Source organism: Psychrobacter sp. T6-4 (genome assembly GCF_052258425.1).
Lineage (GTDB): Bacteria > Pseudomonadota > Gammaproteobacteria > Pseudomonadales > Moraxellaceae > Psychrobacter.
Map to the genome: position 1 here is coordinate 196395 of NZ_JBQQEZ010000002.1, position 20411 is coordinate 216805.

Annotated in this window: 19 protein-coding genes and 1 tRNA gene; 5 read left to right on the forward strand and 15 right to left on the reverse strand. The window is 44.7% G+C overall.

Going from position 1 to position 20411, the window contains the following annotated elements; genetic code table 11:
• Positions 1-119 precede the first annotated feature (119 nt).
• Positions 120-194: transfer RNA gene (locus ACTXGE_RS02570), tRNA-Gly, on the forward strand.
• 272 nt (positions 195-466) lie between these two features.
• On the opposite strand, the gene ACTXGE_RS02575 is transcribed toward ACTXGE_RS02570, so the two are convergent.
• Together ACTXGE_RS02575 and ACTXGE_RS02580 are read right to left on the reverse strand one after the other, a co-directional pair.
• Positions 467-745, reverse strand: coding sequence for a peptidylprolyl isomerase (locus ACTXGE_RS02575; protein ID WP_443541658.1), 279 nt, complete (start codon positions 743-745; stop codon positions 467-469).
• A gap of 281 nt (positions 746-1026) precedes the next feature.
• Complete coding sequence (locus ACTXGE_RS02580; RefSeq protein ID WP_443541660.1) at positions 1027-2685, reverse strand: isovaleryl-CoA dehydrogenase; 1659 nt, start codon at positions 2683-2685, stop codon at positions 1027-1029.
• 260 nt (positions 2686-2945) lie between these two features.
• Between ACTXGE_RS02580 and ACTXGE_RS02585 the strand changes: the two genes are divergently transcribed.
• Positions 2946-3269 carry a DUF1244 domain-containing protein gene (locus ACTXGE_RS02585; protein ID WP_435950774.1) on the forward strand — a complete coding sequence of 108 codons (324 nt, stop codon included), beginning with the start codon at positions 2946-2948 and terminating at the stop codon, positions 3267-3269.
• Between the two features lie 71 nt (positions 3270-3340).
• Here the strand turns inward: ACTXGE_RS02585 and ACTXGE_RS02590 are convergent, their stop codons facing one another.
• From ACTXGE_RS02590 to ACTXGE_RS02620, 7 genes are all read right to left on the reverse strand, one after another.
• The gene (locus ACTXGE_RS02590; protein WP_435950773.1) at positions 3341-3784 is read right to left on the reverse strand and encodes an SRPBCC family protein; all 444 of its coding nucleotides are present in this window, start codon (positions 3782-3784) and stop codon (positions 3341-3343) included.
• Positions 3785-3865: 81 nt separating this feature from the next.
• Positions 3866-4849, reverse strand: a complete 984-nt coding sequence (gene rluF / locus ACTXGE_RS02595) for a 23S rRNA pseudouridine(2604) synthase RluF (protein ID WP_443541663.1) — start codon at positions 4847-4849, stop codon at positions 3866-3868.
• A 149-nt stretch (positions 4850-4998) separates the two neighbouring features.
• Complete coding sequence (locus tag ACTXGE_RS02600; RefSeq protein ID WP_435950771.1) at positions 4999-5706, reverse strand: DarT1-associated NADAR antitoxin family protein; 708 nt, start codon at positions 5704-5706, stop codon at positions 4999-5001.
• 80 nt (positions 5707-5786) lie between these two features.
• Positions 5787-6434, reverse strand: coding sequence for a glutathione S-transferase (locus ACTXGE_RS02605; protein ID WP_443541665.1), 648 nt, complete (start codon positions 6432-6434; stop codon positions 5787-5789).
• Between the two features lie 73 nt (positions 6435-6507).
• Complete coding sequence (locus tag ACTXGE_RS02610; RefSeq protein WP_443541667.1) at positions 6508-7827, reverse strand: short-chain fatty acid transporter; 1320 nt, start codon at positions 7825-7827, stop codon at positions 6508-6510.
• 478 nt (positions 7828-8305) lie between these two features.
• Positions 8306-8764: a hypothetical protein gene (locus ACTXGE_RS02615; protein ID WP_443541669.1), complete on the reverse strand. Its 459-nt coding sequence runs from the start codon at positions 8762-8764 to the stop codon at positions 8306-8308.
• 228 nt (positions 8765-8992) lie between these two features.
• On the reverse strand, positions 8993-9682 hold the full coding sequence (locus ACTXGE_RS02620; protein WP_443541671.1) for a hypothetical protein: 690 nt from the start codon (positions 9680-9682) through the stop codon (positions 8993-8995).
• Positions 9683-9904: 222 nt separating this feature from the next.
• On the opposite strand from ACTXGE_RS02620, the gene ACTXGE_RS02625 reads away from it, so the two are divergent.
• The gene (locus ACTXGE_RS02625) at positions 9905-10732 is read left to right on the forward strand and encodes an enoyl-CoA hydratase (RefSeq protein WP_443541673.1); all 828 of its coding nucleotides are present in this window, start codon (positions 9905-9907) and stop codon (positions 10730-10732) included.
• A gap of 29 nt (positions 10733-10761) precedes the next feature.
• Here the strand turns inward: ACTXGE_RS02625 and ACTXGE_RS02630 are convergent, their stop codons facing one another.
• Genes ACTXGE_RS02630 through arfB form a run of 3 tightly spaced genes read right to left on the reverse strand, consistent with a single transcriptional unit; the run spans position 10762 to position 13140 of the window.
• Entirely contained in the window at positions 10762-11907 is a 1146-nt protein-coding gene (locus ACTXGE_RS02630) for a flavin monoamine oxidase family protein (RefSeq protein WP_443541675.1), read from the reverse strand.
• 54 nt (positions 11908-11961) lie between these two features.
• Entirely contained in the window at positions 11962-12690 is a 729-nt protein-coding gene (locus ACTXGE_RS02635; protein WP_443541677.1) for a cupin domain-containing protein, read from the reverse strand.
• Between the two features lie 36 nt (positions 12691-12726).
• Positions 12727-13140 (reverse strand): alternative ribosome rescue aminoacyl-tRNA hydrolase ArfB, encoded by a 414-nt coding sequence (gene arfB, locus ACTXGE_RS02640; RefSeq protein WP_435950761.1) that lies wholly within the window; start codon positions 13138-13140, stop codon positions 12727-12729.
• Positions 13141-13486: 346 nt separating this feature from the next.
• Here arfB and ACTXGE_RS02645 point away from each other — a divergent pair, with 346 nt between their 5' ends.
• Positions 13487-14428 carry an acyltransferase gene (locus ACTXGE_RS02645; RefSeq protein ID WP_435950760.1) on the forward strand — a complete coding sequence of 314 codons (942 nt, stop codon included), beginning with the start codon at positions 13487-13489 and terminating at the stop codon, positions 14426-14428.
• Positions 14429-14533: 105 nt separating this feature from the next.
• On the opposite strand, the gene ACTXGE_RS02650 is transcribed toward ACTXGE_RS02645, so the two are convergent.
• Positions 14534-16060, reverse strand: a complete 1527-nt coding sequence (locus ACTXGE_RS02650; protein ID WP_317199825.1) for an acetyl-CoA hydrolase/transferase family protein — start codon at positions 16058-16060, stop codon at positions 14534-14536.
• A 462-nt stretch (positions 16061-16522) separates the two neighbouring features.
• Positions 16523-16945 carry a tetratricopeptide repeat protein gene (locus ACTXGE_RS02655; RefSeq protein ID WP_443541679.1) on the reverse strand — a complete coding sequence of 141 codons (423 nt, stop codon included), beginning with the start codon at positions 16943-16945 and terminating at the stop codon, positions 16523-16525.
• 364 nt (positions 16946-17309) lie between these two features.
• On the opposite strand from ACTXGE_RS02655, the gene ACTXGE_RS02660 reads away from it, so the two are divergent.
• Positions 17310-19469: an FAD-dependent oxidoreductase gene (locus ACTXGE_RS02660; protein ID WP_443541680.1), complete on the forward strand. Its 2160-nt coding sequence runs from the start codon at positions 17310-17312 to the stop codon at positions 19467-19469.
• Between the two features lie 152 nt (positions 19470-19621).
• Here ACTXGE_RS02660 and ACTXGE_RS02665 read toward each other — a convergent pair whose 3' ends face one another.
• Positions 19622-20383 carry an SDR family oxidoreductase gene (locus ACTXGE_RS02665; protein ID WP_317199822.1) on the reverse strand — a complete coding sequence of 254 codons (762 nt, stop codon included), beginning with the start codon at positions 20381-20383 and terminating at the stop codon, positions 19622-19624.
• Positions 20384-20411 lie beyond the last annotated feature (28 nt).

Sequence of the window (20411 nt, forward strand, 5' to 3'; positions counted from 1 at the left end):
TCACACGTGGTTTGATTACTGAGATAATTTATACAAAAATTATTGACAGACTAATAAATATACGTATAATATGCTGTCATCATCTGGCGATGCTTAGGTATGGCTTATATGATGATTTAGCGGGAATAGCTCAGTGGTAGAGCATAACCTTGCCAAGGTTGGGGTCGAGAGTTCGAATCTCTTTTCCCGCTCCAAATTTGCTTTGATAAAGCACAAAAGCCTCACTACTCTTTATACGAGCGGTGAGGCTTTTTTTTGTTCAATTTTCTAAGGTTGTAGCGAAATTTAGTAATTGCGCTGCGGTGTGTAAGCAGGTTTTATAGCGAGAATATTATAATAGATAAATTACTACTAATATCTAAGCCAGACAGCTTAAGTTGTCTGGCTTTGTTGTATTCATCATTTATTAAGAAACAGGCTCAAATCTTTTATCAATGCCGCCCTAGACTCCAACGTTTAAGAATGCTCAAGTCCTATATAGCACCTTTACCACATGCCAGCCAAATTTGGTTTTTACCAAGTGCGGGGTAAAGAGTTCGCCGTTGAAGCAGACTTTATCAAATGGCCCTACCATATCGCCTTTTTCAAACTCGCCTAAGCTGCCACCTTTTTTACCTGATGGGCAGGTTGAATACTTCTTAGCCAGCACATCAAACTGAGCGCCTTTTTTAAGCTTAGCAATAATCCCCTCAGCCACTTCTTTGTCTTTTACTAAAATATGTAATGCGCTAGCGGTACGAGCCATAATGTAAACCTTTTATTAAATATTAATTATCAGAGCATTGTATCACTACTTACTTTGGGTGCTGACCTAACTGGTATGGTCGATTCGAAATAAAATCGATACGCTAATATTATCAGTTTTATAGTGAGTCAACTATGTACTCTATTTTAGGGTCACCCATAGCTTAAACGATATGTTGTACCTTTAAAAAGCTATTTACAAAGGACATTTTTTAATAATTCTCTAATATAATTATGTATCAATGCCTCTACGAAGATAGCTCGTCTAAAACACTTAATAGCTCATAAAACCGCTTGCGTAGCACCCGCAGCCCGCTCAATTAATAGATCCACTGGGGCGTCAGGACTCAAAGTGCCAAAGGCTAAGCCATGCTCATTTGCAAGCCTAGAGCGACAGAATATCGTTGCGATTTCAGTATTGTCAGTGAGTAGCAAGATAGACGCTTGTAGCATTAATGCTAGGCGCTCAATCACGTAACGGCTACGAAACTCCAAGGTTTGAGTATCCTCAAAACGCCCTGTCAGACGCTTGAGTTCAGCATCATAATCGGGGTTTTTGCCTGCTGCTTTTTTTAGCTCTGTGAATAGTGCATCGCGAGTTTCGGGCTCCTTTTTTAATGCTCGAAGCACATCTAGACATTGTACATTACCACTGCCTTCCCAAATTGAATTGAGCGGTGCTTGTCTGTAGAGACGCGGCATTATGGTCTCTTCCACATAGCCATTACCTCCTAGACATTCTTGCGCCTCATTGACAAGGACAGGAGTGCGTTTGCATATCCAATATTTGCCAATGGCCGTGGCGATACGCGCAAGGGCGGCTTCATGAGGGTCGTGGTCGATGCTATCAACCGCGCGAGCAATACGCATAGTTAGGGCAATCGCAGCTTCTGACTCTAAGGCTAAATCTGCCAACACATTACGCATAATAGGCTGATCAATGAGTAGCTTACCAAATGCCTCGCGCTGGCTGGTGTGATGAATAGCTTGAACGATAGCTTGACGCATTTGTGCTGATGAGCCAATCATACAGTCGAGTCGGGTTAGCGCTACCATTTCAATAATTGTCGGGATACCGCGACCTTCTATGCCCACTAACTCGCCAAACGCTTCTTGAAACTCTACTTCTGATGAGGCATTTGACCAGTCGCCTAATTTGTCTTTTAGGCGCTGTACTTGGATAGCATTGCGCGTGCCATCAGGACAAAAACGCGGTACTAAGAAGCAGCTAAGACCATTTTCTGACTGGGCCAAAACAAGGTGAGCGTCACACATTGGCGCTGAGAAAAACCATTTATGACCGATAATTTTATATGAGCCGTCCTCTTGTAGCGTAGCTTTCGTCGTATTACGACGTAAGTCTGAGCCGCCTTGTTTTTCTGTCATTCCCATGCCCATAGTACAGCCTAGCTTCTCCTCCATAGGTAAGCTACGCGGATCATAGTCTGAAGATAACAACTTAGGTAACCATTTATCGGCCAGTGTAGGCGCATGTCGTAGTGCAGCAATTGCAGCATAGCTCATAGACATCGGGCACCCAAACCCGGCCTCAGGCTGTGACCCTAAATACATCACGGCGGCGCGTGCCACGTGCGCGCTACTGCGCTCTTCATTACGCCAGGCAAAATTGCTCATGCCATACTTCATGCCCGCCCTCATCAAATCATGGTAGGCTGGATGAAACTCTACTTCATCTATACGCCGTCCATAACTGTCAAAGTTTCGCAGTTTAGGCTTGTTCTCGTTAGCCAAAAAACCGCTAGTGATCAGCTCACCACCAGTAAGTGCACCAAACTCGCTCAAATGATTCTCTGCCCAAGACGCGCCCTCTCGAGCCACTGCTTCTTTTAGCGCTATGTCTGTTTCCCATGCATTATAATTGGCTAAGGCATAAGGCTGATTTTGCACCTCATGAGTATGAAATTGATTTACAATTGACATAATGGTTATCTTCCTTGGTTTTAAATGGCCTATCCTAGGCTTTAGTAGTCAGTATTATAGTCTCGTCTTAAAATGCAACGCATCTGTTTTATCCAGTAATGATTAGATAGCGATATAAGCGTAGGCTAATTCATATAGTATTCAATATGTAGTGAGGCTTTTTTGCTTAACCTTAGAACAACAGGTTATCATTGTCTCTAAAGCGTTCTGTATAATAGAAAATATACACCCAAATACATATCAATAATCAGGTAAATCTTATGGCAAAACTAGAATCAAACACTGAATTAGAAGCCGCGGCATTTCGCCGCTTGCTCGCCCATTTAGACGAGCGCAAAGATGTACAAAATATTGAGCTGATGAACCTTGCTGACTTTTGTCGCAACTGTCTATCCAAATGGTACAAAGCGGCTGGGGAGGAGCGCGGTATTGATATTGATTATGAAGATGCGCGTGAGCTTATCTACGGTATGCCCTATTCTGAGTGGAAAGAGAAATATCAGCAAAAAGCAACACCCGAGCAATTAGCGCGCTTTAACGAGATTGAAGCTGCAAAAAACAAGTCTGATGAAGACAAACAATAGTTACTCGCACTCTATACCCTAATTTTGACACGCACCCTAAGACACACCAATCACTCAACCTTGCCGCGACTTTAGCGGCTTTCTATAGATTTAAGTATGCTGCTGAACCCTACGGTTCCTTGTTTTTGCATTTGACGGTCAAATAGGCGACCGATCAATGGCAATGGTAACATCAAGCGACCCTCAGATACCCAAGTGACGTGTGTGGTGCCGTCCCCTAAGTCTTTTAGATCAATGACACCTTTATCATGTTGCATTTTCATCGGTCTAGATTTCTCGATTTTGTATTGCATATGAGTAGGACGCTCAAATGCCTTGATTCGCTCCCAAAATTTAACAGGCCCGGTTTGAATCACGCGTAAAGCGCCGACACCATTTCGCTCCTCGCTACCTTCCGTTACTAGCTTAGCAGCCCCAACCGCTTTAAATGACCCATAACTAGCATGGTCGCTGAGTGCTTCAAACACGTCGTTAATCGGTTTTTTGACGATACGTTCTACTTTTATTTTAAACATACTATTATCTCGTTAAGATTAAAATTATTTAGCTTATTGCCATCTCAAAACTTAATTAAGCAACCACACTTTAAGAATTAATTATCGTGAAGAGCGCTTAGACCCTCGGCCTTTAGCAGGGCGTTTGCCATTGCCAGCAGGTTTGCCCTTGCCACCTGAATGCTTACCGCGACCAGCAGGACGCCCATCCCTACCCTTTGAACCCTTAGGATTTTTAGCACTCTCTTTAGAGTGTTTATTATCTTTTGCGGCGCCTGTTGATGTAGAAGCCGATCTTGATGTATTGCTACGAGATTTTTTTCGTGGGCCGTTGCGAGACTTTTTGCTTGCATTACTATCTTCTGAAGACGACTCTCCAATAGATTTAAGCAATACAGATAACTCTTTTTCAGTCAAATCTCGCCAGTCGCCAACGGGTAAACCCTTAAGATTGACATTCATGATTCGCGTACGCTCAAGCTTGACGACGTCATAGCCAAAATGCTCACACATACGGCGGATTTGACGGTTCAGCCCCTGCACTAAGGTAATATTAAAGACGGTGGGCGCAACCTTTGTCACGGGGCACTTCTTGGTCATCTGCCCTAGTATAGGGACGCCACCTGCTAAACCCTCAATAAAACTATCGGTTACCGGCTTATTCACCGTCACCAAATACTCTTTTTCGTGGTTATTACCCGCGCGCAATACCTTGTTGACCAGATCGCCATTATTGGTCAAAAAGATTAAGCCTTGCGAGTCTTTGTCCAAGCGGCCAATGGGGAAAATACGTAAACTATGCCTCACAAAATCGACAATGTTGTTTTTCTCTGAAGCTTCAGTGGTGCTGACAATGCCAACGGGTTTGTTTAAGACGATAAACACAAAATCATCGGGCTCTCGCGGCTCGATGAGTTGTCCATTCACCTTTACCGCATCTCCTGCGCTCACTTGCGCGCCGACTTGCGCGCGCTTGCCATTAACGTATACATTACCTTGTTCGATAAAGCGATCAGCGTCGCGCCGAGAACATATACCGCTTTCGCTAATATATTTATTTAATCGAGTCGTGGTCGCGTTAAACATAGAGCACCGTTTTGTCTAATTAAAAGCTGTTTTGTTAAAGAGCCTAAATCGAATGAATCATCATAAAGGAGATTGCATTATATAGGAAATTTGGTGCTTACCTCAGCAGAGACCAGTAGCACTCAACGTGCATCTAGAATGGTTGATTATCAAAACCAGCCTTTTTCTAATAATTGCTCGGTATTACTGACGGTAAACTCAGTATGCAAGTCATAAAACGTGCCTGCATCTTCAACCTTATCGAGCAACTCTCGTTTGCTAAGCGCTACAAACATTGCTAGCGAATAAGCGGCGCAGTGGATAGACTTTTTGGGATTAAACGTAATATCGGTAAAAGCTTGATACTGCATAACCTCATCATGAAGCTGCGTATTTTGCTTGAGCGCATTGATGTATAACCAGTCATAAAACACGGTTAGTGGCTCTATGCCCCACTCCATACCGAAATCATTGTAGCCAATAAGCTGACCTGAGTGATGCAAGCGCTCGTCCTTTTTAGCTTGTCTTGGCGCAGTAGTGAGCAAATCTGTAAAAGGGCCACCACGCTCAAATACTTTACTCGCCTGAAAGATATTCTCGACACTATACTGCCCGCCGCTATCCTCATCGGTGAGCTGTAGGCTGAGTGGACTGAGCAAAAAGCTCAGCTTATTACCTGATTTGCTAGACATCTCTAAGACATTGCTAAAGCCATATTTTTTGCGGATGACTTGATGCAAATCATTGATAGATTTTTTCTTTTGGCGACTGGCAAACCCAACGTGGCGCTCTACTCTCACCATATCTGTTTTGACCAAATTGTCACTATTGACTCTTGGCATAAATACCGGTTTTTGTTCTACAGCGTTGTGTTCCATAATTGATAATCTTTATTTTATAGCGTTGAGCATTATAGCAAGAGTTCGGTTTGAGTGTTCTTATATGATGATTTTAGACACTAAACACCAAAAAACACAACCTCATCGCCCTCCGCCCACGGCTGATACTTGGTCATGACTTGCAAAAATAGAGTGTGTGCCAGCCAATGATTCAGCCAGCGCTGCACATTTGGATAGGGTAACTCATAAAAAGCATTGCGATCGACATGAGCGAATTGACGTACAAAAGGCATAATAGCGATATCAGCAAGCGTTACTTTATCTGCTAGCAAATACAAGTTCTGCGTAAGTAGCTCCTCTAAAACTTGCAAAAACGTCTCGCCTTTTTGCCGATATTGTTCTTGAGTCATTTCAAGATGACGATCTGCGTATTTGTAGCGATCCAGCCAGTGCTTAAACTCATGATCATTTTGATCGATCAGCGTATTGGCTTGCTGCAACACTTGGGCATCAAGCAAGTCTTGCGGATCATTTTGCGCAAGCGCCCACTCCATGATCTCCCTACTCTCTTCAATCACTTGACCATCGCTCAGTTGCAATACAGGGACTGTACCCTTTGGGCTAATCGCTAGCATCTGCGCGGGTTTATCCTTTAGTACGATTTCTCGCAGTATAACTTGCTGCTCTGAGAACAAAATACCAAGCCTCGCCCGCATGGCATAAGGGCAGCGGCGAAAGGAATATAAGAGTGGCAAGGAAGCAGTCATAATCAGTCTCACGGTTGAAATACAAAAAAGACCTCACCAGTCTAGCAGGCAAGGTCTATTTATTGAGTGTTATTTATAAGAATAAGAGTCCTAAAGCGATTACCACGCCGCTGACGAGCAATACAATGACACAAAAGCCCATGATATCTTTGGCTTTGAGTCCAGCAATGGCTAATGCTGGCAGTGCCCAAAATGGCTGAATCATGTTTGTCCAAGCATCGCCCCATGCCACCGCCATCGCAACGCGCGAAGGATCGCTCCCTAGCATGTCGGCCGCCTCTAACATAATTGGTGCTTGTACTGCCCACTGCCCGCCGCCTGATGGCACAAAGAAATTGACCAGCCCTGCGCTCAAAAAGGCAAAAAGTGGCAGCGTCTGCTCGGTTGAGACACTGACAAAAGCCTCAGACATTAACCCCGCCAACCCGGAGGCCGTCATCATCCCCATGATACCTGCATAAAATGGAAACTGAACGATGATAGCGCCTGCGCCCTTGACCGCCTCTTGTACTGCGATTAAGTATTTACGCGGCGTGCCATGAAATATAATACCAAGGAATAAAAACATAAAATTGACAAGATCAAGCGTTAACGCAAAGCCGTTTTGTACAAAATAATAAACAATAAAGGCAATCCCTAGTGCGCCAATTAGCATGGATAGGATCCAGCTGTTCTCCAAGCGCTCTGCTGGGGTCATCGCAGATTGAGCTGGCAGCTCCTTCTCGACTGGATCGATCAAAACTTTGGGATCGACAGTAACGGTATCCGCTTTGCTTGGCATCATCAAACGGTTGAGTAAAGGTATAATGATGACCAAAGCTGCCACGATGATTAAATTATAACTGGCAAATATCGTAGCACTGGTTGGGACAATACCTATCTGCTCAACGAATGGATGACCTTCGGTAGCGATAGATAGTGGAATTGAGCCTGAAAATCCTGCATGCCAAATGATAAAGCCAGAGTAAGCACTGGCAATCAGCAATCGATAGTCCACACCATGAACGCGCTTAGCCAGCTCTTTGGCGAATAATGCGCCGATCACCAAGCCAAAGCCCCAGTTGATCCAGCTTGCTGCAAGAGATACCAAGGTGACAAGTATAATCGCGCTACTTGGTGAATGCGCAAAACCTGCCAGCTTACCCAGCCCCTTTTTGAATAAAGGGCTGCTGGCCAATACAAAGCCCGTAACCAGCACTAGCACCATCTGCATGGAGAACGCCAGCAATGCCCAGAAGCCCTCGCCCCAATAAGCGACCATCTCTACGGGCGAGGAATCGGTGAGACCTAACCCCATCACGAAAATGACAATCGTCAAAATAACGACGAATAAAAACGGATCTGGTAGATACTTCTCCATCAAGCTGTTCGAAAATCGTGTGATTGCTTTCATCTGAAGACTCCTTGTTTATCTAAACGTCCCTATAATTACCCATGCTATCTCATTGTTGCTACCTGTTGCTAGTCATTCAGCAAAAATCTAGTCTTTTGCGTAAAGCTCAGCGAGGAAATGGAAAAGGATTGTTCTACCCGATTGCTAAATACTAGTTTTTGTCGAGGGTGAGTGAGGAGATAAAGAAGCACTGCTTTGTCCGACTGCAAGATGAAAGCTGTGCTTGAGTTAAGTACGAGCGAAGTCTGTAAAGATAGATTGCCCCTGCCTCGCATATTTTGCCACTCTTAAAGTGCTTAAATCTTGAGGCTATTGTTTTGTTTTTTTCTTTTAATATGAATTTTAAATTATGCGAATAGAACGCTATTTGGGATTGGATAAAACGTTAGGTAACCCAGTTGATAGCAAAAAACCTCACTGGGTAGCGAGGCTTTTGTTAGGACTACAGTTAACCGTCAACAGAGCAACCGCTTAAACACTAGGCGCTATCGGTCTTTTTTTGCTGGACAGTAAATTTATAGTCATTAGTCGCATCGAGCAGCAGTTTGGTATTATCAAATTGAATATTAATGTCATCTCGCAAGCTATACTTAGGCAAGGCGTGTAAGTTGGGATTTAATTCATATTTGATCTGCGCGGTATCCTCGGCGAACAGCTCATAGGGCATCTCGAGTACTGTGAACAGCTTAGCTAAAAACGCATCGGCACTGAAGTATCCATCTCTATAACTACCATCAAGCCCAAGGTATTGATTGGACAACACATGACGCAGGCGCTCGCACGCTGGCAAGGTATGTTTGGTAGGATAACCCATGGCTTTGATGATGTCCTGCGCGCGTAGCTCAAGTGTCTCTATTTGACTGATCGCATACTGTGCAAGAGGATGACGCGAACGATATTGGCGTGTGTATTTGGCGCGAGAAGTGCTGTGGTTCATGATAGGTGATACCTTATCCTATGACTCCGGCAAAATAATAAAATCAGGCACAAATGAGGATGTCGGAGTACAGGCTCATGCGCTTTACCAGAATTGTTTTGTATCGTGCTGGAAGTTGCAAGGATTGTCCGTATTTATAGCGGCGCAAACCTGTTAAACCCACGATGTGCACATAGTAGCAAGGGTAACTATGACTGTCTAGAGCGTAAAAGTTACTCTAAGGTAAACCTACTCAGCGTCATCTATTAGCGCGTTTAGCGCATCAATCATGTCATCATCAATAATGTGGTCTTCGATATAATCAACCAGTTGATGTACGGTCGCCAGATCCATCTCTGTAATGCCTAAGCGGGCAAGGTCTTCATTGATGGACTCTAAACTATCTAGGTTGTCAGGGTTATCTAATAGATGCTCCTCAAACCCAGCATTTACCAGCCAGTATATCTTCTCAAGGACCGTGTCTCTTTCGGTCAATGTTGAGTATCCATCGCCCTGAACGAATAAATTAAAGTGATAAGGTATCTCGACATCATTGATAAAAAACGTACGCATACAGTCTATCGTGTAGGCTTGGTTGTCTGGGCTTTCATCACTTTCTTCGTCTACTTCAATCTGCTCTGTGACTAAGCTTCCTACTATTTGATACTCGCCTGTTTTTACCTTGTGATTATAAATAATCGTCGCGTCCGCTATGGCATCAAAGATCACGGCGCTGACATCTAAAGTGTTGTCATCGATATCATAAAAACGCTTCAGCGCGGGCAAAAACTCGGTCAGCTCGTCCTTGGGTACTGGAATAAGGAACTGCTGCTCGTATATTTTAATCATGTCCTCAGGTGAGTAAGTATTGACGCCGTCTTTGTCATCTCTGCCCGTAGGATTGAGCGGTACAAAATTATAAGGGTTATTATTGGACATGTAAGATGGCCTGTATCTAAAAGTTTATGGTTACTAATTCGAACGGTGATTCGCTTGGATGCAAATTTATGAGGGTATTATCGCTTATCTAGCGGCTTTTGGATATACCGACTGTAGTAATGGCAATATAGGCTTGTGTACTTGTAAGCCTCGACTCTATTGTATAAAAAACAAGCCATGCTATGATTAACGATAACGAACACTACTTATCAAGGAAGATAGATGAATACTACAAATACAGAGGCGACTAGTCAAAGCGCCAACGAGACCAACAAGCCGTTTATCATTAGAGAAAACAGCGCTGATAGTGTTGTCACTTTAACGCTTAATCGTCCTAAACAGTTCAATGCGTTGTCGGTTGATATGCTCACCGCTATGCAAACCGAGCTTGATGATATCGCGCAAGATGAAAAGGTTCGCGTGGTCGTCATCGCCGCTACGGGTAAGGCATTTTGTGCTGGTCACAATCTCAAAGAGATGCGCGCTCACAGCGATGAGGCCTTTCATAGTGCGCTGTTTAAGCAGTGTAGTCAGATGATGCTAACTCTAAACCGTATGCCGCAAATCGTCATTGCAAAAGTACAAGGCATTGCAACGGCGGCAGGTTGTCAGCTGGTCGCTGCTTGTGATTTGGCAGTCGCCTCAGACGATTCTAAGTTTGCGACTTCTGGGATAAATGTTGGACTGTTCTGTTCCACCCCCGCCGTTGCAGTCAGTCGTAACCTCTCTCGCAAGCAAGCCTTTGAGATGCTGATTACAGGCGAGTTTATCGATGCCGATACTGCTATGAGACAAGGGCTTGTCAATCGCGTGGCAACAGCCGATCAGCTGGACGCCGCGCTACAATCCTTGATCGATGCTATCACTAGCAAATCCTCTGTCGCTGTCAAAACGGGCAAAGATATGTTCTACAAGCAGCTAGATATGGATCTGCCGCACGCCTATGAGTACGCGGGCAAGGTGATGACTGGTAACATGATGGCGAACGATGTTAGCGAAGGTATTGACGCCTTTATTCAAAAGCGTCATGCGGTGTGGACAGGACATTAGTGCTTTGTCTTTATTAACAATATTTTTAACTATAGCCCTTTAGGCAAGCTTTGTACCCCAAGGCTTGCCGCCTCGACAGCACCTGCGAGATATCCCGAAAAACTTGGCGACCACTCACTACCTATCCCTGTCAGACTATCCGCCCATATACCTGATATTGGCTGAGATTGAGGCGCTTGTGGATGCTGACCGTTGCTACTGGCATCGGCTAGCGTCGCGGTAAATGAATCTTGTGCCCAATCCTTGAGGTATTCAGACTTTGGCGCGCCTGCTTGCTCACCAAATAAACGTACCAGTTGCGCGCGGCAATGCTCTTTTAGTACCTCAGTTGAGACGCTTTGACGGACAGATGCAGGTACGCCTACAAAGCCAAATAGCGCGCCGCTGCCATCCATGATAGAGGCATCATGAATCTCAACCATTGGTCCTTGCGAGCTACGAGCAGCGCCAGAGAGACCGTGCCCGCGCCAAAAAGGGTTATCATAAACCGCAAAGTATTTGGCATGAGGCGCCATCCAAGTCGCGGTATTGCGCCACTCATCCCTCAAGTCCGTCGGCAACTCAGGTTCAAAGGTAATACTGGCTTCGACCAAACGAGGTGGCAGTGCCAATAACACTTGCTCTGCTTGCCATATTTTCACTTGCCCTACCTTATCTTCACTCGTTATTCGCGCAAAACCATCCGTATAATCAAGGCTTTTCACTCTCTGACCTGTGACTACTTTTGAAGGATCAAGGCGATGATATAAAGCGTCGATCAAGGCCTTCATGCCACCTTTAATACGCATAGATGGCGGTGAGCTTTTATACCCTAATGTACGCATAGCAGGCTCGTTAGGAGCGCGCTCGATTAATGTATCACCCTCTTCAAACTGTGCAAAAGTCTCAAGCTCTAACTCATCGACCAGAGCACTTAGCTGCGGCTGAAACTCAGGCCAAAACCAAGAGGGCCCTAAATCGAAGCTATCTACATCTTTTGCATTATCAGAGCCAAGATGTTGTGAAGTCGTCTGCTCAGAGTTTGAGTCTCTTAAGAGTCTATTATCTAAAATACGACCACCCAGAGTAGGACGCGCTTCTATCAAGACATAATCGATACTTTGTTTCTCTAGTAAATAAGCGGCGTATAGACCACTTAACCCGCCCCCAATAATAGCTACAGGTATATTTGTCATATTTATTTTTCTTGTATTAAAGGTCTCAAATCGTAAATGTGAAAATCGAGCTCATTAAACGTCCAAATCTTCGACATCTGCGCCAATCACTTGTGCTAAATGACCCGTCTTAAGATAGACGGTAGCGCCTTGCGACCCTGCTTTTATCGACGACGACGTAGCTGCGGTAGCTGTGGGCATACGTATCCAACTGTCTTTATTATAAGTTTGATGCCCATCTAAAAGCGCACCTTTGACAACTAATAGCTCTGCGCCGCCTGTTGTCAATTGAGCCTGCAGCTCCTCGCTGAATAAAACTTCGTCTGCACCCAAACGCTGCAAGCTTACCTGCTCTCTGTTGTCTAAAGAGTGCTCACTTGAATATAAAGGACAAACTTCACGGCTGCCGACGCGTTGCCAGTTAGCGTTATCGTACGTGTCGATAGCGACATGACGATTTTCTGATGCTAGCATCTGTCGCAGCTTAACAAAGATAATCGCTCCTTCATCGCTAAAGGGAGTGTGACCTGACGCTGGTGGATTACGCAAGTACCAGCCTGCAGGGTAATGCTCGTCATCGGCTGAAAACATCCCTGACAATACCAAAATCTCCTCGCCGCCTGGGTGCTGATGACGGGGAAAGTGAGAGCTTGGCGCATAACGCACAAGACTCGTCGCGCGCGCTTTTTCCGCGCCTACGCGATCGAGCATCACGCGCTCAACGCCGCCTTGCTGGGACTTTACCCACTGGTGTTCTTCAGACGGTAGCTCAGCACGACGCGAAAAATCTGCATTAATTAACATAGGATAGTATCCAAATTTGAGTTAAGAGAAGCCAGCTTAGAAGTCTACCTTGCCGCGTAGCGCTTTGGTTTTGCCGCGCTGGGTCTTTTGATCGACGCGTTTACGTTTAGCATTTCTGCTCGGCTTAGTCGGTCTGCGCGCCTTGGCGACTTGGGTTGCTTGCAAGATAAAGGCTTTAAGACGTTCAAAGGCATCAATTTTGTTGCGCTCTTGGGTGCGGTACTGCTGAGCTTTTAACACAAAAATGCCGTCTTTAGTCACTCTGCTATCTTGACTAGCGAGCAAGCGCTGCTTTTGAGAGTCGCTTAGACTTGAGGCGTTAATATCAAAGCGTAAATGTATAGCAGACGAGACTTTATTGACGTTTTGCCCGCCTGCTCCTTGTGCGCGAATAGCACTAATCTCGACCTCACTTTCACTTAGGCTAATGGTATTACTGATAAAAATCATAATTGTCTTTTATTGGTTTGAATATTTGGTATATGGGGCATTATTTGATAATAATCTACGCTATTTATGCAATTGTGTAACTTCAGATGTAAAACTTAACTAATAAAATAACGAATTATACTAAGTCAAAAAGCACCTTATCAGGTGCTTTTTTGTGTCTGCTTATTTTACAGAGTTACTCTAATACCTGTCATTGTTTTTGGTATCCATTATCATTTATCAAAGATGATTGGGTATATATCGCCGCTTGTCTTGTGCAATCACCAGTCATCTCTGACCGACTACTTTTGTAGCGATTTCTGCTAAAATATTCAGCGAATAAAATTAGCTACAAGAAGGGTTTTACATGCGCTTGGCCTCAGTGTTTCAAAAAATGCATGACCGTACGCCAAAGCTTGGCAAAGCGGTCTCACTGGCGACGGCGACTGGTGTCATTTTGGGCAATAGCTTTGCAGGTAGCATTCCTGTTTGGCTTATGGGCGCAACCAAAATCATCACTGGTGCTGATGTCGCTGACAAAGCAGTCATCAAAATCGCCAATCACTGGATTAAAAGTAATAATGCGGTAATCGATACGGTACTCCCCAAGAAAGACTGGCGTATCCAGCTGCCAGAGGATGTCGATACCAGCGGTAAGTACTTGCTCGTGAGCAATCATCAATCTTGGGTTGATACCAGTATCGTGCAGTACATTAGCCAAGACCGTCTGCCCCTGACGCGGTTTTTTACCAAATTTGAGCTGATATATATCCCTATCGTCGGTCAGACCTTTTACTTTTTGGACTTTCCGATGATGCGCCGTCACTCCAAAAAACAAATCGCCAAAAACCCTGCGCTACAAGGCAAAGACATCATTGAGGCCAAACGTGCCTGCTCACTGCTCAAAGACAAGCCTTTTACCTTGCTCAACTATTTGGAAGGCACGCGCTTTACTCAGGCTAAGCGCGATAAACAGAACTCCCCTTACACCCATTTGCTCAAACCGCGCGCAGGCGGCCTCGCTCTTGCTATCAACGCTTTAGGCGATGAGATAGACGGAATACTGGATATGACTATCGTTTATCCTGATGGCATTCCGACCTACGCTGATTTATGGCAAGGCAACATTCAGCGCCTAAGCGTCGATGTGCGCTACCTTGAGGTGCCTGATAATTTGGTCGCTGCTATTCAAAACGGTGGTTACGAGGAGGATGAGGACGTCAAAGCGCAGATGTTTGCTTGGGTTGAGCAGATATGGCAAGACAAAGACGCGCGTATTAATGAGATGCTTGCTAAGTTTGAAGAGTAAATTTTTTTTGCAGAGTAAGTTTTTTAGACCTAGATTGAGTAGTTTTATACACAAAAAAGCCCTTTATCTCTCGATAAGGGGCTTTTGTTTATTGCACAATCATAATTACTTGATACGCATGTCACCGGTCTCAACAAAACGCTGATGCCATGACAGTGCCTCATCAAGAATATGCGGCGTATGCAGTGGACCTGACTTCTGAGCGCGCTCATAGTAGTCTTGAAGCATTGGGCGATAGTCTGGATGCGCGCAGTTATCGATAATGAGCTTAGCGCGTTGACGCGGCGATTTACCACGCAAATCAGCAAATCCTTGCTCAGTGACCAAGAACATTACATCATGCTCAGTATGGTCGTGGTGCGATACCATCGGCACGATAGCAGAGATCGCGCCACCTTTAGCGGTTGATGGACTCACAAAGAATGAGAAATGCGAGTTACGGGTAAAGTCACCTGAGCCGCCAATACCATTCATCATCTTGGTACCCATGATGTGTGTCGAGTTGACGTTACCATAGATATCCGCTTCGATCATGGCATTCATAGCGATAATACCTAGGCGGCGAATGACCTCAGGATGGTTGGTAAATTCTTGTGGGCGTAAAATAAGCTTATTACGCAAAAAGTCAATATTGTCATTAAAGCGCTGCAAAGCATCTGGGCTAAAGGATAATGCCGTTGCCGACGCTGATGCCATCTTGCCGCTTAATACTAGATCTAGCATACCATCTTGCAACACTTCGGTATAACCCATCAAATTATCAAACGGGCTGTCTTGTAGACCCATCAACACAGCATTGGCAACGTTACCGACGCCTGACTGTAGTGGCAGTAAGTTCTTTGGCAGGCGACCTTGTTTGACTTCATGATCCAAAAACTCAATGATCTGTGAAGCGATCGTTTTAGAGTTTTCATCAGGATCAGCAAATTTACTATTGCGATCAGGCGCATCCGTCATGACAATACCGACAATCTTATCCAGATCACACTCTAAATAAGGTGTACCAATACGGTTGGCAGGATCGACGATAGGAATCGGCTGACGATGAGGCGGCGCACCAATGTCATCAGGGATGTCATGCATGCCCTCTAATTTCATACTTTGGCGCGAATTGACTTCGATGATGACTTTTTTGGCAGTTTTCAGCCATTGATTATTGGTACCGATACCCATCGATGGAATAATCTTGCCTTCAGGCGTAATAGCAGTCGCTTCGATTAGCGCAATGTCCATATCGCCATAAAAGCCAAAACGTACTTGCTGCTCAAAGTGTGACAAATGCATATCGACGTAATGCGTGTTGCCCGCGTTGATATTGTTGCGCATAGCAGGATCAGATTGAAACGGCGCGCGAAAGTTAACACAGTTAGCTTCTGCCAAAACACCATCGCAGTCGTGAGCGGTAGATGCACCCGTTAGCATACCGATACCGAACTCTTCGCCATTGGCATGAGCTTCTTTGGCACGGTTAGCGATCGCCGTTGGTACAAACTTAGGGTAGCCTGCGCCTGTGAATCCTGCGATACCCAAGGTCATACCGTTTTTTACAAATGAGGCAGCCTCTTGGGCCGACATAATCTTATCGCGTAAGCCTTCGTGTTGTACGCGGTCTTCATGATTGTTTGAGCTCATACTAGTATCCTAATAACGTCCATATTAAAAGTAACCCTCAACTAAGGGAGGGCGTCTGAAAGATTTGTTAATGCAATATCTTGAACAACTTTGCGCCAAAATACAAGCGCAGTGGCATAAGTATACTCGATTTTGGCATTTTTAAGGACACTTAAGTCGGTAAAATTTCGATGATTAATATTAGGGCGTGTTTGATAATTCATAAATGAGCACTGCTGATCGCTAAAATGGTTCCAGACACGGCGCAAGTTGAAGATAATGTCTAGACCTTAGCTAGACTTGCAACACACTGCTTATATAGAGCTGGGGAGCAATTTTGGCATCAGCCTAAAAGGACAGGACTCTTTTTTGCCGTTCCTTTAATAAAAATAGACGCTTAGAATGACTAAACTTACTATTTTTATCTTTGAATCGACTAAAAAATAGTCTCTGTCAGTGCCATGATCGAATATCAAACACGCCCTAATGAGCTAATAAAGTAGCAAGCAACTCATCAATCTCAACCTTAAACTCTTTATCTTCAATCTTGTTCGCAGCGACTTTAGCATTTTGAAGGCTTTGTATCGCCGCCGCTTTATCCTCTTTTTCGATCTGCAGTACTGCCATAGAGTAAGCGATAGAGGCTAGATGATCTTTTGAATTCATCGCTGTCGCCTTAGCTAGCGCTTTGTCATAAATGACCAGCGCTTCATCCAAATCTGCGGTAAAGTCAGCCAGCGTCTCCCACTGCTCAGGATGATTCTTTGGCGTGTCCTCGTTATCTATGCAAAGGGCGTTAAGCTCGCGATAGAGTGTATCAAATTGCAGCTGATCTCCTATGCGATCAGCCTCAATTAAGTCCTCTGCTAAGGCATAAATGGCTTTATAAATTTTGGTATTGATCATGCTTATTGCCCTTTTTTTAGTCTACAGATAATAATACTGATAGCGCTTACATCTTAAGTGCATATGCTACCTGATTCGACATCAAAGGGTTACTATTTAATCTTTTTAAGCACTGATTTACCCTTTTAAAGCACTGAAATTGCCCTCTTATGTAAACTTGAACAAACGCTCAATAACGACTACAATGCTAATGTCCGATCTTTTTATTGCTGTGCTCTGATTTTATTTGAACAATCACTCAAATATATAAAAGTTTTAAAAGTAACGGTTATCAAACTGCTTTTATAAAAGGTGAAGCGTACTCTTACAATCGCTATCATCCTAAAGCGGACACCCCTTTTTCTTGCCTTTCACTGGACAACCCATGATAAAAAAAATAGCGCTCGTACTCCTTGTAGTGATTTTAGTTATTGGATTTTTTTATTTTGGTCTTAACGATCTGTTGACCCTTGAAGGTTTAAAGGGCTCGATGGATCAGTTTGATGAGTACAAAGCGCAGTCGCCACTCTTGATCATCGGCGGGTTTTTCTTACTCTATGTGTTAGTCACCGCCCTATCATTACCCGGCGCTGCTATTTTGACGCTAGCTGCAGGGGCACTGTTTGGGTTGGTACAAGGCGTTTTGATCGCTTCTTTTGCCTCAAGTATTGGTGCAACTTTGGCGTTTTTAGTTTCGCGCTATTTGCTTCGCGATACCATCAAGCAGCGTTTTCCTGACCGCCTGGAGTCTATAGATAATGGGGTCAAAAAAGAAGGCGCGTTTTACCTGTTTACCCTGCGCTTAGTGCCTATTTTTCCCTTTTTTATTATCAACTTATTAATGGGTCTCACTGCGATTAAGACGTGGACGTTTTATTGGGTCAGTCAAATCGGTATGCTCGCTGGCACCTTTGTCTACGTCAACGCTGGGACGCAACTGGCACAGATTGAGAGCCTATCTGGCATACTCTCTTTTAATTTGATTTTATCCTTTGTGCTACTAGGGGTGTTTCCCTTAATAGCCAAATCCATTATCAACCTAATAAAAAAACGCCGCGTCTATAAAAACTACAGTAAACCCAAAAAATTCGATCGCAATATGATTGTGATAGGTGCAGGGGCTGGCGGCTTAGTAACCAGCTATATCGCGGCGACAGTAAGAGCAAAGGTAACCTTGATTGAAGCGGGCGAGATGGGCGGCGACTGTCTGAACTACGGCTGCGTGCCGAGCAAAGCACTGATTAAAAGCGCCAAAGTCGCTGAACACATGCGCCACGCCGAGCGCTATGGTCTTGATAATACTGAGCCGCAATTTGACTTCAAGAATATTATGGCTCGCATCAACAAAGTTATTGCTGATATCGCGCCTAATGATAGTGTTGAGCGCTATACCGAGCTTGGCGTTGAGGTGCTCAAAGGTTATGCAACCTTTATCGATCCGTGGACGGTAGAGATTGCGCTTAACGACGGTGGCACGCAGCGGCTAACTGCGCGCGCGATCGTTATCGCCACCGGCGCGCGCCCCTTTGTACCTGATTTACCAGGGTTAGATGAGACCGGCTACGTGACTAGCGATACGATGTGGGAGCAGTTTAGCCAGCTCACAGAGACACCCAAAAATCTTGTGGTATTAGGCGGCGGACCTATCGGCACAGAATTAGCGCAAGCGTTTGCGCGCTTAGGCTCTAGTGTGACTCAAATTGAACGTAGCGAGCGCTTAATCAAAAAAGAGGACACCGAGGTATCACAACTTGCCAAAAAAGTCCTGACACAGAGTGGCGTAAACGTTATGACCTCGCATCAAGCTATCCGCTGCGAGCGCCGCGGTGACAAAAAATTCATCATCGCTCAAGCTATGGATGACTCAAAAGAGATCGCAATTGAGTATGATCAGTTAATCTGCGCAGTCGGTCGTAGCGCACGCCTTAAAGGTTATGGCCTTGAAGCTCTTGGAATACAGACTGATCGTACTATCGATACTGATGAATATTTGGAAACGTTATATCCTAATATCTACGCGGCAGGTGATGTGGTTGGACCATATCAGTTTACTCATGTGGCCTCGCATCAAGCTTGGTATGCGGCGGTCAATGGGCTATTTGGTCATCTCAAAAAGTTCAAAGTCGATTACCGCGTGATTCCGTGGACGACTTTTATCGATCCAGAAGTGGCGCGTGTGGGATTAAATGAGCAAGAAGCTATCGAAAAAGGCATCGATTTTGAGGTGACGCATTATGATTTTGCCGATCTCGACCGCGCCGTAACCGAAAGTGCTAATTATGGCTTTATTAAGGTGATAACGCCCAAAGGTAAAGACAAAATACTTGGCGTGACCATCGTCGCCGAAAACGCAGGCGAGTTTATGAGTGAATTTATCCTAGCGATGAAGCACAACCTTGGACTTAACAAAATACTGGGCACGATACATATGTATCCGACATGGGCTGAGGGGAACAAATACGCGGCAGGTAATTGGAAGCGTAATAATGCCCCTGAAAAACTATTGGATATCGTTGAGAAATATCAAACGTGGCGTCGAGGCTAGTGAAATATGGCGTGTTTGGTTAGGTCTTGTTTAACTTTAAAAGAAGTGGTCACTGATACTTGTCTTTTTCTCGATCCTTTAAACTCGATGTATTAAAAAAGGACACGATACTCATATCGTGTCCTTTTTTGATTGACATAAAACAACTGCGATTAGCTGAGCATACCGCCATCGACCAGCACACAAGCGCCTGTCGTATAGCTGGAGGCATCAGAGACGAGATACAGCACCGTGCCTGCCATCTCATCAGGATCAGCGACGCGTCCTAGCGGAATGGCGTGTAGTGCCATTTTTAAGACTTTATCATTAGTGGTTAGTGCTGAAGCAAACTTGGTATCCGTTAAACCCGGCAATAACGCATTAACACGGATGTTGAGCGGGCCGCACTCTTTAGCAAAGGACTTGGTCATACTAATGACCGCGGCTTTGGTAATCGAGTAGATGCCTTGCTTGTCGCCTGCGACGATACCATTGACGGACGCGGTGTTAAGAATGACCCCGCCGCCCTGCTCAGCCATCATCTGGCCTGCTGTGGTTGACATAAAGAAGTAACCGCGAATATTAACATCGACAGTCTTCTCAAACGCGGCTAAATCCGTATTTAGAATATGACCATAATAAGGATTGGCAGCGGCATTATTAACTAAGATATCAATGCGACCAAACTCGTCTTTGATATGCGCAAAGATAGCTTCGATTTGATCCATCTCACCGACATGACAAGCAAAAGCACTAGCCTTGTCACCGTTCTCGACTATGCTATCAGCGACCGCTTGGCAGGCGTCAATCTTACGGCTTGAGACAATGACATGCGCGCCATGTGCTGCTAGCAGACGTGCAATGGACTCGCCAATACCGCGACTTGCGCCAGTGACCAGTGCAATCTTGCCTGTTAAATCAAATAAATTTTTCATAGAGTTTCCTTGTATTTTATAAGTGAGA